The organism is Pseudomonas sp. ZY71, assembly GCF_036542145.1.
Lineage (GTDB): Bacteria > Pseudomonadota > Gammaproteobacteria > Pseudomonadales > Pseudomonadaceae > Aquipseudomonas > Aquipseudomonas koreensis_A.
On sequence record NZ_CP144274.1, the window covers coordinates 2,279,908 to 2,293,363 of the forward strand.

At 60.6% G+C, this 13,456-nt stretch carries 11 protein-coding genes and 2 tRNA genes; all 13 read left to right on the forward strand.

The window, feature by feature from the left end; all coding sequences use genetic code 11:
* The first annotated feature begins 39 nt into the window (after positions 1-39).
* The 13 genes from VY732_RS10075 (at position 40) to VY732_RS10135 (ending at position 13,444) form a co-directional block, all read left to right on the forward strand.
* Positions 40-1,050, forward strand: coding sequence for an aspartate-semialdehyde dehydrogenase (locus VY732_RS10075; protein WP_331695304.1), 1,011 nt, complete (start codon positions 40-42; stop codon positions 1,048-1,050).
* A 208-nt stretch (positions 1,051-1,258) separates the two neighbouring features.
* Complete coding sequence (locus VY732_RS10080; protein ID WP_331695305.1) at positions 1,259-3,901, forward strand: FimV/HubP family polar landmark protein; 2,643 nt, start codon at positions 1,259-1,261, stop codon at positions 3,899-3,901.
* A gap of 269 nt (positions 3,902-4,170) precedes the next feature.
* The gene (truA, locus tag VY732_RS10085) at positions 4,171-4,995 is read left to right on the forward strand and encodes a tRNA pseudouridine(38-40) synthase TruA (RefSeq protein ID WP_034152768.1); all 825 of its coding nucleotides are present in this window, start codon (positions 4,171-4,173) and stop codon (positions 4,993-4,995) included.
* A gap of 65 nt (positions 4,996-5,060) precedes the next feature.
* Positions 5,061-5,687, forward strand: a complete 627-nt coding sequence (locus VY732_RS10090; protein ID WP_331695306.1) for a phosphoribosylanthranilate isomerase — start codon at positions 5,061-5,063, stop codon at positions 5,685-5,687.
* A 204-nt stretch (positions 5,688-5,891) separates the two neighbouring features.
* Positions 5,892-6,812, forward strand: coding sequence for an acetyl-CoA carboxylase, carboxyltransferase subunit beta (accD, locus tag VY732_RS10095; protein ID WP_007913458.1), 921 nt, complete (start codon positions 5,892-5,894; stop codon positions 6,810-6,812).
* A complete protein-coding gene (gene folC, locus VY732_RS10100; protein ID WP_212622553.1) occupies positions 6,809-8,116 on the forward strand; it encodes a bifunctional tetrahydrofolate synthase/dihydrofolate synthase in 1,308 nt (435 codons plus the stop codon). The genes accD and folC overlap by 4 nt, the downstream gene beginning before the upstream one ends.
* Positions 8,100-8,756, forward strand: coding sequence for an SPOR domain-containing protein (locus tag VY732_RS10105; protein WP_331695307.1), 657 nt, complete (start codon positions 8,100-8,102; stop codon positions 8,754-8,756). Before folC ends, VY732_RS10105 begins: the two co-directional genes overlap by 17 nt.
* A gap of 98 nt (positions 8,757-8,854) precedes the next feature.
* Positions 8,855-9,415 (forward strand): CvpA family protein, encoded by a 561-nt coding sequence (locus tag VY732_RS10110; RefSeq protein ID WP_007913461.1) that lies wholly within the window; start codon positions 8,855-8,857, stop codon positions 9,413-9,415.
* A gap of 41 nt (positions 9,416-9,456) precedes the next feature.
* Positions 9,457-10,962, forward strand: a complete 1,506-nt coding sequence (gene purF / locus VY732_RS10115) for an amidophosphoribosyltransferase (protein WP_007913462.1) — start codon at positions 9,457-9,459, stop codon at positions 10,960-10,962.
* A gap of 73 nt (positions 10,963-11,035) precedes the next feature.
* Entirely contained in the window at positions 11,036-12,247 is a 1,212-nt protein-coding gene (locus VY732_RS10120) for an O-succinylhomoserine sulfhydrylase (RefSeq protein WP_122609029.1), read from the forward strand.
* Positions 12,244-13,020, forward strand: a complete 777-nt coding sequence (locus VY732_RS10125) for an SDR family oxidoreductase (protein ID WP_077571931.1) — start codon at positions 12,244-12,246, stop codon at positions 13,018-13,020. The genes VY732_RS10120 and VY732_RS10125 overlap by 4 nt, the downstream gene beginning before the upstream one ends.
* A 215-nt stretch (positions 13,021-13,235) precedes the next feature.
* A tRNA-Val gene (locus tag VY732_RS10130) sits at positions 13,236-13,311 on the forward strand.
* 56 nt (positions 13,312-13,367) lie between these two features.
* Positions 13,368-13,444: transfer RNA gene (locus VY732_RS10135), tRNA-Asp, on the forward strand.
* The last annotated feature ends 12 nt before the right edge of the window (positions 13,445-13,456 follow it).

The following is a 13,456-nucleotide window of genomic DNA, read 5'->3' on the forward strand; positions in this document are numbered from 1 at the left end:
TAAAGTGCCGCTCCCCCCGTTTCGCCAGAGGCTCGCACCATGACCCAGACCCTAGATATTGCCGTGATCGGCGCCACCGGTACTGTCGGCGAAACCCTCGTACAGATTCTCGAAGAGCGCAGCTTCCCGGTTGCTAACCTGCACCTGTTGGCGAGCAGCGAATCCGCTGGCAGCTCGGTGCTGTTCCGCAACAAGAACGTGCGCGTTCGCGAAGTCGACGAGTTCGATTTCAGCAAGGTCAAACTGGTGTTCTTCGCCGCCGGCCCGGCCATTACCCTGAGTTACGCCGCCCGTGCCCACGCCGCCGGTTGCTCGCTGATCGACCTGTCCGGTGCCTTGCCGGCCGATCAAGCGCCGCAAGTGGTGCCGGAAGCCAATGCCAAAGTGCTCGCCGCTTTGAAAGCACCGTTCCAGGTCAGCAGCCCAAGCCCGTCGGCTACTTCGCTGGCGGTGGTACTGGCGCCGCTGCTTGATCTGATCGATCTGCAATACGTCAACGTCACCGCCAATCTGGCCGTGTCCGCCCAAGGCCGTGAAGCCGTGACCGAGCTGGCGCGGCAGACCGCCGAGCTGTTGAACATGCGCCCATTGGAGCCGACTTTCTTCGACCGGCAGATGGCCTTCAACCTGCTGGCCCAGGTCGGCACGCCCGATGCGCAGGGCCATACGCTGCTGGAAAAACGCCTGGTACGCGAGTTGCGTCAGGTGCTGGCCAAGCCTTTATTAAAGATTTCCGCAACTTGCGTTCAAGCCCCGGTGTTTTTTGGCGATAGCCTTAGCGTGACCTTGCAGTCAACGTCGGCTGTCGACCTGGTAAAAGTCAACGCTGCCCTCGAAGACGCGGCCGGTATCGAGCTGGTCGAGGCCGGTGATTACCCGACCGCAGTCGGTGACGCGGTAGGGCAGGACGTTGTCTATGTCGGTCGCGTGCGCAGCGGTGTCGACGACCCGGCGGAACTAAATCTGTGGCTGACGTCAGATAACGTACGCAAAGGCGCGGCCCTTAACGCTGTGCAGGTGGCTGAATTGTTGATAAAAGACCTGCTGTAAAAGATACTTGGCAACAATTTGTCGACTGATTCTAGGTGAGCGCTATGCTTGCCCAGATTGCTTGATAACGTGTCACCCTCCGGGACATTCCGGGGCATCAAAGAAATGATCGCGCGCGACATCTGTCGTCGTCGCGCGCAATGCCTTACGGCAGCGGTATTCAACATCTTCTCGCTGGCCGAGGAACGTTCAAACAAAGGATGAGGCTATGGTTCAAGTTCGCAAACTGGTGTTAGCAATAGCGGCCGCCTCGGCGCTGTCCTCCGGTATGGCGCATGCCCTCGGGCTCGGGGAGCTGACCCTGAAGTCGACCCTGAACCAGCCGCTGGTGGCTGAAATCGAGCTGCTCGACGTCAAGGATCTCACCGCTGCCGAAGTGGTGCCGAGCCTGGCTTCACCCGAAGATTTTGCCAAGGCCGGCGTCGATCGCCAGGCCTTCCTCAATGATCTGACATTTACCCCGGTACTCAACGCCAGCGGCAAAAGCGTGCTGCGCGTAACCTCGAGCAAGCCGCTGTCGGAACCGATGGTCAAGTTCCTCGTGCAGGTGATGTGGCCGAACGGCCGTCTGCTGCGCGACTACAGTGTGCTGCTCGATCCGTCGAAGTTCTCGCCACAGACCGCTGACGCCGCCGCACAACCGGCGCCGTCGCAGACCATTGCTGCGCCGACCACTGGCGCTACGCATCCGACCCAATACACCACCACGCCGCGCGACACCCTGTGGGAAATCGCCGCGAAGGCGCGTACCGGCGGCTCGGTGCAGCAGACCATGCTGGCCATCCAAGCGCTGAACCCGGATGCGTTCATTGGCGGCAACATCAACCGTCTGAAAACCGGTCAGGTGCTGCGTCTGCCGGATTCGGTACAAAGTACTGCATTGCCGCAGTCGAAAGCGATTGCCGAGGTCGCGGCGCAGAACGAAGCCTGGCGCACGGGCCGTCGTTATGTGGCCAAACCGGGCACTGGCCAACAGCAGCTCGATGCGACCAACCGTGGTCGCGGCAATACCGGTGCAGCACAGAACGCCCAGGACAATCTGAGTCTGGTCTCCGCCGAAAGCGCCAAGGCGCGCGGCAAGGGCCCGGCGGGTGACGCAAAAGCGCTGAGCAACAAGCTTGCGGTCACTCAGGAAAGCCTCGACACGACCCGTCGTGACAATGAGGAATTGAAAAGCCGCATGTCCGATCTGCAAAGCCAGATGGACAAGCTGCAAAAACTCATCGAGCTGAAAAACAATCAGCTGGCGAAACTGCAGGCTGAAGGGGCGGGCGCTGCGCCGGCCGCCAACGCTGCTGCACCGGCGGTGCCTGCGATCACGGCTGAACTGGCTGCCACACCGCCGGCCACCCCGGCTGAAGCAGCGCCGACGCCAGAATCCGCCATTGCGCCGCCGGCTGAAACACCAGTCGTCGAGCCAGTGGTCGCACCAAAGCCGCCTGTCGATGAAGAGAAAACCTTCAATGAGCTGCTGACCAATCCGATCCTGCTGGGGCTGATCGGTGGCGGTGCTGTGGTTCTGGCGCTCCTGCTGTTGCTACTGGCACGTCGCCGCAAGGCCCAGCAGGAAGCCGAGAAACATCTGCGCATGGCCCGCGCTCTGTCGGAAGAACAAGAGTTCTCCGCCGAGCAGGATCTGCCGGAAAGCAGCTTCGAAGGTCTGGAAACCCCGGCGGCCAGCGTCAAGCTCAACACCCCGGCACCTGCTCCGGCAGCCGTAGTGGCTCCGGTAGTCGCGCCGATCGTGATGGCTGAACCGATTGCTGCGCCGCTGGTGGCACCGGCCGCCGAACGTTCCGATGACGTGCTCGACAAGGCGCAGTCGCATATCAATGCCGGTCGTTTGAATCAGGCTGCCGCGCTGCTCGAAGAGGGCGTCAGCCTCGAGCCGCAGCGCAGTGATCTGCGTCTGAAGCTGATGGAAGTCTACGGTCAGCAGGGCGACCGCGATGCTTTCGTCGGTCAGGAGCGTCAGTTGGTCGCCAATGGCGACAACTTCGCCAAGGTCGAAGAGCTGAAAAGCCGCTTCCCGGCCATGGCCGTGGTCGCTGCTTCGGGTCTGGCCGCTGCTGCCGTGGCCGCCGAACTGGACGCGCAATACGTCAAGGATCTGCTGCTGGATGAGCCGGAAGCACCTGCGCCGGCGCCAGCGGAAGACGATCTGGACAGCGCGTTTGACCTGAGCCTGGACGATCTCGACAACATCACCCCGGTCGAGCCTGCGCCGGTGGTTGAGCCTGAAGCACCGGTCGAGCTGGACGAGTTTCCAGCGGACGACGACCTGAGCTTTGAATCGGTGTTGCAGCAGCAGACCGAGATCAAAGAGAACCTGGATGATCTGTCGGACTTCGATCTGGATCTGGACCTCGGTGCCGAACCGTCGCCAGCCACCTTGGCTGAAGACGACTTCCTGCTGGATCTGGACGATGGCGTGAAGGATCTGTCGCCGGTCGAGCCGCCAGTCGTGGCTGACGTGCCGCAAGACGATCTGGAGCTGCCGGCTGATTTCGATCTGTCGCTGGCCGATGAAATGGACAGCAACCCAGCGGCCGAACCTGATACGTTCGCTGCCGAACTGGATGACGTCAACGCCGAGCTGGATCGTCTGTCGCAGAGCATTGCCGAGCCGACCTTCACCGAAGCTGACGCGGCAAGCGGTGGTGATCTGGGTGAAGACGATTTCGACTTCCTCGCCGGCACTGATGAAGCCGCGACCAAGCTCGATCTGGCCCAGGCCTACATCGACATGGGCGACAGCGACGGTGCACGCGACATCCTCAACGAAGTGTTGACCGAGGGTGACGAGAAGCAACGTGGTGAAGCCAAGGAAATGCTCTCGAACCTGGCGTAAGTTCACATCGGTAAATCAAAAACGGCAGCCCGGTGAGGCTGCCGTTTTTGTTTGTGCCGGATTCAGTGGTGTCTGAAGGATTGCTATCGCGAGCAGGCTCACTCCTACATTTGGAATGCGTTCCCCTGTAGGAGTGAGCCTGCTCGCGATAGGGCCAGAACTGCCAATAGAGAGTTCTGGCATCCCTGAACCACAGCCTTATAATGCCCGCCTTTGCACAAACAGCAGGCTGTCCCACCTTGGCAAACATAGATAACCCGGTCGCCGAAATGGCCCCCGACGGTTTTTACCGCGTCGCGCTGGGCGTTGAGTACAAAGGCTCGCGCTACAGCGGCTGGCAGCGTCAGTTGACGGGTGTGGCGACGGTGCAGGAAGAGCTCGAAAAAGCCCTGTCGAAAGTCGCCAACTCGCCGGTTTCGCTACAGTGCGCCGGGCGCACCGACGCCGGCGTGCATGCTTGCGGACAAGTGGTGCATTTCGATACCACCGTCGATCGTTCGCTCAAAGCCTGGGTCATGGGCGCCAATATCAATCTGCCCCATGACATCAGCGTCAGTTGGGCGCGGGTGATGCCGGCGCATTTTCACGCGCGGTTCAAAGCCATCGCGCGGCGTTATCGCTATGTGATCTACAACGATCAGATCCGCCCGGCGCATCTCAACGAAGAAATCACCTGGAACCACCGTCCGCTGGACGTCGAGCGCATGGCCGAGGCCGCGCAATACCTGATCGGCACCCACGATTTCAGTGCCTTCCGCGCCGGCCAGTGCCAGGCCAAGTCACCGATCAAGAAGATGCATCACCTGCGCGTGACCCGTCACGGCAAGATGATCGTACTCGACATCCGCGCCAATGCGTTCCTGCATCACATGGTGCGCAATATCGCCGGCGTGCTGATGACCATTGGTGCCGGCGAGCGTCCGGTGGAGTGGATGAAGGAAGTGCTGGAAAGTCGCGAGCGCCGTTCCGGTGGCGTTACGGCGCATCCGTACGGTCTGTATCTGGTGCAGGTCGAGTACCACGACGAATTCCCGTTGCCCGAGCGTTTTATCGGGCCACATTTCCTTACGGGTTTCTCCGAACTTGACGGCTGACGGCCTCGAACGCTTTTGTTACCATCCGGGACTTTCCCGGATTTTACCTCGGAGTTTTTCTCGATATGCCAGCCGTTCGCAGCAAGATCTGCGGGATTACCCGCATAGAAGATGCGCTGGCCGCCGTTGAGGCCGGAGCGGATGCGATCGGGTTCGTGTTCTACGCCAAGAGTCCACGCGCTGTCACCGTACAGCAGGCGCGGGCGATTATTCAGGCATTGCCGCCGTTCGTGACCACCGTGGGCCTGTTCGTCAACGCCAGCCGCTGCGAGTTGGGGGAAATCCTCGATGCCGTGCCGCTGGATCTGTTGCAGTTCCATGGCGATGAAGCTGTTGAAGATTGTGAGGGCTGGCATCGTCCGTACATCAAGGCGTTGCGGGTCAAGGCCGGCGATGACATAGCGGCGGCGGTTGATGCCTATCCGAGCGCCAGTGGCGTGCTGCTCGACACCTACGTTGAGGGCGTGCCCGGTGGAACCGGTGAGGCGTTTGACTGGTCATTGATTCCGCAAGGTTTGAGCAAGCCGTTGATTCTGGCCGGTGGTTTGACCCCGGAGAACGTAGCAGACGCCGTGGCTCGGGTGAAACCGTACGCGGTAGACGTCAGCGGTGGGGTAGAGGCGAGCAAGGGCATCAAGGATCACGCAAAGATTCACGCGTTCATCAACGCGGTACGCAAAGCGCCATATTGATGTGACGGCTGGCAGTCTGCCGCCGTCCATCAATGCACTTGCACAAAGCAGGCGCGGCTGAGGGTTTATGGAATGTACGCAGGTCATGTTTCGCGCTGACCGTGGCTGTCCATCAACCATCGCCACACACATGAATTTAGCTGAAGGGCATACGCGGGGCTGCGAACCAGAGCGTTCGGGCCGCCGGTACTGGAGAAAGAAAGCATGAGCAACTGGTTAGTAGACAAACTGATCCCTTCGATCATGCGTTCCGAGGTCAAGAAGAGCTCGGTCCCTGAAGGTCTGTGGCACAAATGCCCGTCTTGCGAGGCGGTGTTGTATCGTCCAGAGCTGGAAAAGACCCTGGACGTTTGCCCTAAATGCAACCACCACATGCGCATCGGCGCACGTGCGCGCATCGACATCTTCCTCGATGCCGAAGGTCGCAACGAACTGGGCGCCGATCTGGAGCCGGTTGACCGTCTGAAATTCCGCGACGGCAAGAAGTACAAGGATCGCCTGACCGCTGCACAGAAGCAGACCGGCGAAAAAGATGCGCTGATCTCCGTCAGCGGCACCTTGCTGGGCATGCCCGTAGTGGTTTCGGCCTTTGAATTCGCTTTCATGGGCGGTTCCATGGGCGCCATCGTTGGTGAACGCTTCGTGCGCGCCGCCAACTACGCGCTGGAAAACCGCTGCCCGATGATCTGCTTCGCCGCCTCCGGTGGTGCGCGCATGCAGGAAGCGCTGATCTCGCTGATGCAGATGGCCAAGACTTCGGCCGTGCTGGCGCGTCTGCGTGAAGAAGGCATTCCATTCATCTCCGTACTGACCGACCCGGTCTACGGCGGTGTGTCGGCGAGTCTGGCGATGCTCGGCGACGTGATCGTCGGTGAGCCTAAAGCCCTGATCGGCTTCGCTGGGCCGCGCGTTATCGAGCAAACCGTGCGTGAAAAACTGCCGGAAGGCTTCCAGCGCAGTGAATTCCTGCTGGAACACGGCGCGATCGACATGATCATCCACCGTCAGGAACTGCGCCCACGTCTGGGTAACCTGTTGGCACAAATGACTGGCAAGCCGACGCCGAAATTCGTCGCCGCGCCAATCGAGCCGATCGTGGTTCCACCGGTCCCTGCTGGCCTATGACCGAGCGCACCCTTGGCGAATGGCTCGCCTACCTTGAGCAGTTGCATCCGTCGGCCATCGACATGGGTCTGGAGCGTTCGCAACAGGTAGCGTCCCGCATGGGGCTGGGCCAGCCGGCGCCTCGGGTGATCACGGTCACCGGCACCAACGGCAAGGGTTCGACCTGCGCTTTCGTGGCTTCATTGCTGCGCGCGCAGGGCCTGAGCGTTGGTGTCTACAATTCTCCGCACCTGCTGCGTTACAACGAGCGGGTGCAGCTCAATGGCGTCGAAGCCACTGACGCACAGCTGTGCGAAGCCTTTGCAGCAGTCGAGGCCGGGCGCGGCGACACTTCCCTGACTTACTTCGAAATGGGCACCCTCGCGGCGTTCTGGCTGTTTCAACAGGCCGGGCTTGATGCGGTGGTGCTGGAAGTCGGGCTGGGCGGGCGTCTGGACACGGTCAACGTGGTCGATGCCGACATCGCACTGGTCACCAGCATTGGCGTCGATCACGCCGATTATCTGGGCGACACTCGCGAATCCGTGGCTTTCGAGAAAGCCGGAATTTTCCGTCAGGGCAAACCTGCCTTGTGCGGCGATCTGAATCCTCCGCAACCGTTGCTGGACAAGGCGCGTGAACTGGCCTGTCCGTTTTTCTTGCGTGGGCGTGACTTCGATCTCGGCATCACTGATCAGCACTGGCAATGGCGCGGCACCGATGCGCGCGGTCAGGCTGTTGAGCTGCGTGACTTGCCGCTGCTCGATCTGCCGATGGAAAACGCCGCGCTGGCGTTGCAGGCGTATCTGCTGCTCGGTTTGCCGTGGAATGCCCAGCAGATCGTCGCTGCGTTGCAGGCCACTCGCGTGGTCGGGCGACTGGATCGTCGCTCCTTCGAGTGGAACGGCAAGCGCCTGAATCTGTTGCTGGATGTGGGACATAACCCGCATGCCGCCGAGTATCTGGCCCGCCGTCTGGCCTCGCGACCACCGGTCGGCAAGCGTCTGGCGGTATTTGGTCTGCTGGCCGACAAGGATCTGGATGGTGTTGTCAGCGAATTGAATGCTAGTGTCGAGCATTGGGCGGTGGCGCCGCTGGATTCGCCGCGCGCACGTCCAGTGGCTGAATTAAACGCTGCCTTGCAGAACCTTGGCGCTGCGGTCACGTCTTACGACAGTGTCGCCGCCGCCCTGGAAGGGCAGTGCGCGGTGGCTACAAGCGACGACGAGATTCTGTTGTTCGGATCATTTTATTGTGTCGCCGAGGCCCTTGAATGGCTGGCCCGGCGCTCCACGGAGGAAGCGGCAAATGGCTTTGCTGGATAAAGCGTACAAGCAGCGCATGGTTGGCGCTCTGGTGCTGGTTGCGCTGGCGGTGATCTTCCTGCCGATGCTGTTTTCCCGTCAGGACGAGCAGCGTCAGGTAACTGTCGAAGCTCCGGCCGCTCCGCAAGCGCCTGTCGTGCCGCAAGTGCAAATGGAAACGGTGGCCGTGCCTGAGCCGCAAACCTTGCCGCAAGAACCTGTGCCGACGGATGAAGAAGTCGCAGAAGAGACGGCGCCTGCTGCACCCGTTGCGCCGGCACCGGCACCGGCAGCGCCCATTATGATCACCAAGCCTGTGGCGCCGCCCGCGGTGGCCAAGCCGATTCCTGCGCCTGCCCAGCCGATTACCTCTGCATCGAGTAAGCCGGACACCACACAAAGCCGCGTCGATGCCAATGGCCTTTCGGTGAGCTGGTCGGTGCAACTGGCCAGTCTGTCGAGCCGCGCCAGCGCCGAAAGCCTGCAGAAAACCCTGCGCAGCCAAGGTTATAACGCCTACATCCGCTCTGCCGACGGCAAAAATCGGGTGTTTGTCGGCCCGCTGATCGAGCGTGCCGAGGCTGATCGTCTGCGCGATCTGTTGGGTCGTCAGCAGAACCTCAAAGGGTTTGTCGTGCGCTTCCAGCCTGAGCGCGGCTAAAAACTATCACCTCGATTGAAATGCACTGACAATCGCAGCTTACCGAGAGGCATGCGCTCTGCTAAAATGCGCCGCCTTATCCGTCTGTAGGCTGCACTGTGCCATTTACCTGGGTTGACTGGGCGATCGTTGCAATCATCGCCATCTCCGCTTTGATCAGTTTGAGCCGCGGCTTCGTCAAGGAAGCATTATCGCTGGTGACCTGGATCATCGCAGGAGTCGTCGCCTGGATGTTCGGTGGTTCATTGTCCGAGTACCTCGCCGGATACATCGAAACCCCATCGGCTCGCGTGATCGCGGGCTGTGCCATCATGTTTGTCGCCACACTGATCGTGGGCGCAATGATCAATTATCTTATCGGCGAGTTGGTTCGCGTCACCGGGTTGTCCGGGACCGATCGATTCCTCGGCATGGCCTTCGGCGCTGCGCGTGGCGTGTTGCTGGTGGTCGTGGCGGTCGGGCTGTTGAGCCTGGGGCCGGTACAGCAGGACGGGTGGTGGAAAGAATCACAGCTCGTACCAAAATTTCTATTGGTCGCTGATTGGTCCAAAAACCTGATTCTCGGGTGGAGCAGTCAGTGGCTTGCCAGCGGAATCAGCGTACCCGCTGATATTCCGTTCAAGGAGCAACTCTTGCCGTCGGCGAAAACGCCTCAGTGAGTGTTGTTCAGTTCAGATCCATTAAGTAGGGGTTGCGTCGCATGTGTGGCATCGTCGGTATCGTCGGTAAGTCGAACGTCAATCAGGCGCTGTATGACGCGCTAACCGTGCTCCAGCACCGCGGCCAGGACGCTGCCGGTATCGTGACCAGCCATGATGGCCGGTTGTTCCTGCGCAAGGACAATGGCCTGGTGCGTGACGTGTTTCAGCAGCGTCACATGCAGCGTCTGGTCGGCCACATGGGTATCGGCCACGTCCGTTATCCGACCGCGGGCAGCTCGACTTCGGCCGAAGCCCAGCCGTTTTACGTCAACTCGCCTTACGGCATCACCCTGGCGCACAACGGTAACCTGACCAACGTTGAACAGTTGGCCAAAGAGATCTACGAATCCGATCTGCGTCACGTCAACACCAGTTCCGATTCGGAAGTGCTGCTCAACGTGTTCGCCCACGAGCTGGCCCAGCGCGGCAAGCTGCAGCCGACCGAAGAAGACGTGTTTGCCGCCGTGACCGACGTGCACAACCGTTGCGTCGGCGGTTACGCAGTAGTCGCCATGGTGACCGGTTACGGCATCGTCGGTTTCCGTGACCCGCACGGCATCCGTCCGATCGTGTTCGGCCAGCGTCACACAGACGAAGGCGTCGAGTACATGATCGCCTCGGAAAGCGTTTCGCTGGACGTGCTCGGTTTCACCCTGATTCGCGACCTGGCCCCGGGTGAAGCGGTCTACATCACTGAAGACGGCAAGCTGCACACCCGTCAGTGCGCGACCAACCCCTCTCTGACCCCGTGCATTTTCGAACACGTCTACCTGGCGCGTCCGGATTCGATCATCGACGGCGTGTCGGTCTATAAGGCCCGTCTGCGCATGGGCGAGAAGCTCGCCGAGAAGATCCTGCGCGAGCGTCCAGAGCACGATATCGACGTGGTTATCCCGATTCCGGACACCAGTCGCACTGCGGCACTGGAGCTGGCCAACCACTTGGGCGTGAAATTCCGCGAAGGTTTCGTCAAGAACCGTTACATCGGTCGTACCTTCATCATGCCGGGCCAGGCGGCTCGCAAGAAGTCGGTTCGCCAGAAACTCAACGCTATCGAGCTGGAATTCCGCGGCAAGAACGTGATGCTGGTCGATGACTCGATCGTGCGCGGTACCACGTGCAAGCAGATCATCCAGATGGCCCGTGAAGCCGGCGCGAAGAACGTCTACTTCTGCTCGGCTGCTCCGGCGGTACGCTTCCCGAACGTGTATGGCATCGACATGCCGAGCGCCCACGAACTGATCGCGCACAACCGTTCGACTCAGGACGTGGCGGATCTGATCGGCGCTGACTGGCTGATCTATCAGGACTTGCCTGACTTGATCGAAGCGGTCGGTGGCGGCAAGATCAAGATCGAGAACTTCGATTGTGCGGTGTTCGACGGCAAGTACGTCACCGGCGACGTCGACGAGGCGTACCTGAACAAGATCGAACAGGCGCGTAACGACTCCTCGAAGATCAAGACCCAAGCGGTCAGTGCGATCATCGATCTGTACAACAACTGAGTTATCACCGGCCCTGAGGGGCCGGTTTTGTATCTGACTTTCAATTTTCGCGAACAGGGCAAGGAGTGACAGCATGAGTCAGGAATGGGATGCCGGTCGGCTGGACAGTGACCTCGAAGGCGTAGCGTTCGACACCCTGGCCGTACGTGCCGGTCAGCACCGTACGCCGGAAGGCGAACACGGTGATCCGATGTTCTTCACCTCCAGCTACGTGTTCCGCACCGCTGCCGACGCGGCCGCGCGGTTTGCTGGCGAAGTGCCGGGCAACGTTTACTCGCGTTACACCAACCCGACCGTGCGCGCGTTCGAAGAGCGCATTGCCGCGCTGGAAAGTGCTGAGCAAGCTGTTGCCACCGCAACCGGCATGGCGGCGATCATGGCAGTGGTGATGAGCCTGTGCAGTGCCGGTGATCACGTACTGGTTTCGCGTAGCGTATTCGGCTCGACCATCAGCCTGTTCGAAAAGTACTTCAAGCGTTTTGGCGTTGAAGTTGATTACGTGCCATTGGCTGACCTGTCAGCCTGGGATGCGGCGATCAAGCCGAACACCAAACTGCTTTTCGTCGAATCGCCATCCAACCCTCTGGCTGAGCTGGTCGATATCGCCGCACTGGCGGAAATCGCTCACGCCAAAGGCGCGATGCTGGTAGTCGACAACTGCTTCTGCACCCCGGCGTTGCAACAGCCGCTGAAAATGGGTGCCGACATCGTCGTGCATTCGGCGACCAAGTTCATCGACGGCCAGGGGCGTTGCATGGGCGGTGTGGTAGCCGGTCGCAGCGAGCAGATGAAAGAAATCGTCGGCTTCCTGCGCACCGCCGGCCCGACCCTGAGCCCGTTCAATGCGTGGATCTTCCTCAAGGGTCTGGAAACCCTGAACCTGCGGATGAAGGCGCACTGCGCGAATGCCCAGGAACTGGCTGAATGGCTGGAGCAGCAGGATGGTATCGAGAAGGTGCATTACGCCGGTCTCAAGAGCCATCCGCAGCACGAACTGGCCCAGCGTCAGCAGAAGGGCTTCGGTGCGGTCGTGAGTTTTGAGGTCAAGGGTGGCAAAGAGGGCGCGTGGCGCTTCATCGATGCGACTCGCCTGATTTCGATCACCGCCAACCTCGGTGACAGCAAAACCACGATCACCCATCCGAGCACCACTTCCCATGGCCGTCTGGCGCCGCAGGAGCGTGAGGCAGCGGGTATTCGCGACAGCCTGATCCGCATCGCCGTCGGTCTGGAGGACGTTGCTGACCTGCAAGCCGACCTGGCGCGCGGTCTGGCAGCGCTGTGATCGAGTTGTCCACTCCGAAAGCCGGTACCCATGGCCGCGTTGCGCTGGTCACGGGTGCCGCGCGTGGTATCGGTCTGGGGATCGCGGCGTGGCTGATCAGCGAAGGCTGGCAAGTGGTGCTGACGGATCTGGATCGTGCGCGCGGTTCGAAAGTGGCGAAGGTACTGGGCGAAAACGCCTGGTTCATCGCCATGGATGTTGCCGATGAGGGCCAGGTAGCGCTCGGTGTTGCTGAAGTGCTGGGGCAGTTTGGTCGCCTCGATGCGCTGGTGTGCAACGCGGCGGTCGCCGATCCGCACAACATCACTCTGGAAAGCCTCGATCTGGCTTACTGGAATCGCGTGCTGGCGGTAAACCTCAGTGGGCCGATGCTGTTGGCCAAGCACTGTGCGCCGTACCTGCGCGCGCATAACGGGTCGATCGTCAATCTGGCCTCGACCCGTGCACGGCAGTCGGAGGCGGACTCCGAGGCGTATGCGGCGAGCAAGGGCGGCTTGTTGGCGCTGACGCATGCGCTGGCAATCAGTCTGGGGCCGGAGATTCGCGTCAATGCAGTCAGCCCGGGCTGGATCGATGCGCGGGATCCCTCTGCGCGTCGGGCCGAGCCTTTGGCCGATGCCGATCATGCTCAGCATCCGGCGGGCAGGGTAGGGACGGTTGAAGATGTGGCGGCCATGGTTGCGTGGTTGCTGTCGAGGAATGCCGGGTTTGTCACCGGGCAGGAATTCGTCGTCGATGGCGGTATGACGAAAAAGATGATCTATAGCGAGTAGATCGCCTTTTTCTGTGAGTTTGCGTTGAATGAACTGACGCTTTCGCGAGCAGGCTCGCTCCCACATTTGGAATGCATACCCCTTGTGGGAGCGAGCTTGCTCGCGAAGGCGGTCTTGCAGGATGGAAACAATTTCGTCTTTTTAGAAAAACTTCAATCCTGCTATTGACTTAGGTTCGCTACCTGCGTAAATTTCGCGGCCTCGGAGATGCAAACGGGTGATTAGCTCAGCTGGGAGAGCGTCTGCCTTACAAGCAGAATGTCGGCGGTTCGATCCCGTCATCACCCACCACTCCCCGAGAAACTTGCGTAAGCAAGAACGTAGGCTGAAAGTGCCTGCACCGACGCGCAGCGGTAGTTCAGTCGGTTAGAATACCGGCCTGTCACGCCGGGGGTCGCGGGTTCGAGTCCCGTCCGCTGCGCCATATTTTACGAAT

Bases quoted from the DNA above. Each gene is read 5' to 3' on its own strand.
- VY732_RS10075 (WP_331695304.1), top strand. From the start codon at position 40: ATGACCCAGACCCTAGATATTGCCGTGATCGGCGCCACCGGTACTGTC.
- VY732_RS10080 (WP_331695305.1), top strand. From the start codon at position 1,259: ATGGTTCAAGTTCGCAAACTGGTGTTAGCAATAGCGGCCGCCTCGGCG.
- truA (WP_034152768.1), top strand. From the start codon at position 4,171: ATGGCCCCCGACGGTTTTTACCGCGTCGCGCTGGGCGTTGAGTACAAA.
- VY732_RS10090 (WP_331695306.1), top strand. From the start codon at position 5,061: ATGCCAGCCGTTCGCAGCAAGATCTGCGGGATTACCCGCATAGAAGAT.
- accD (WP_007913458.1), top strand. From the start codon at position 5,892: ATGAGCAACTGGTTAGTAGACAAACTGATCCCTTCGATCATGCGTTCC.
- folC (WP_212622553.1), top strand. From the start codon at position 6,809: ATGACCGAGCGCACCCTTGGCGAATGGCTCGCCTACCTTGAGCAGTTG.
- VY732_RS10105 (WP_331695307.1), top strand. From the start codon at position 8,100: ATGGCTTTGCTGGATAAAGCGTACAAGCAGCGCATGGTTGGCGCTCTG.
- purF (WP_007913462.1), top strand. From the start codon at position 9,457: ATGTGTGGCATCGTCGGTATCGTCGGTAAGTCGAACGTCAATCAGGCG.
- VY732_RS10120 (WP_122609029.1), top strand. From the start codon at position 11,036: ATGAGTCAGGAATGGGATGCCGGTCGGCTGGACAGTGACCTCGAAGGC.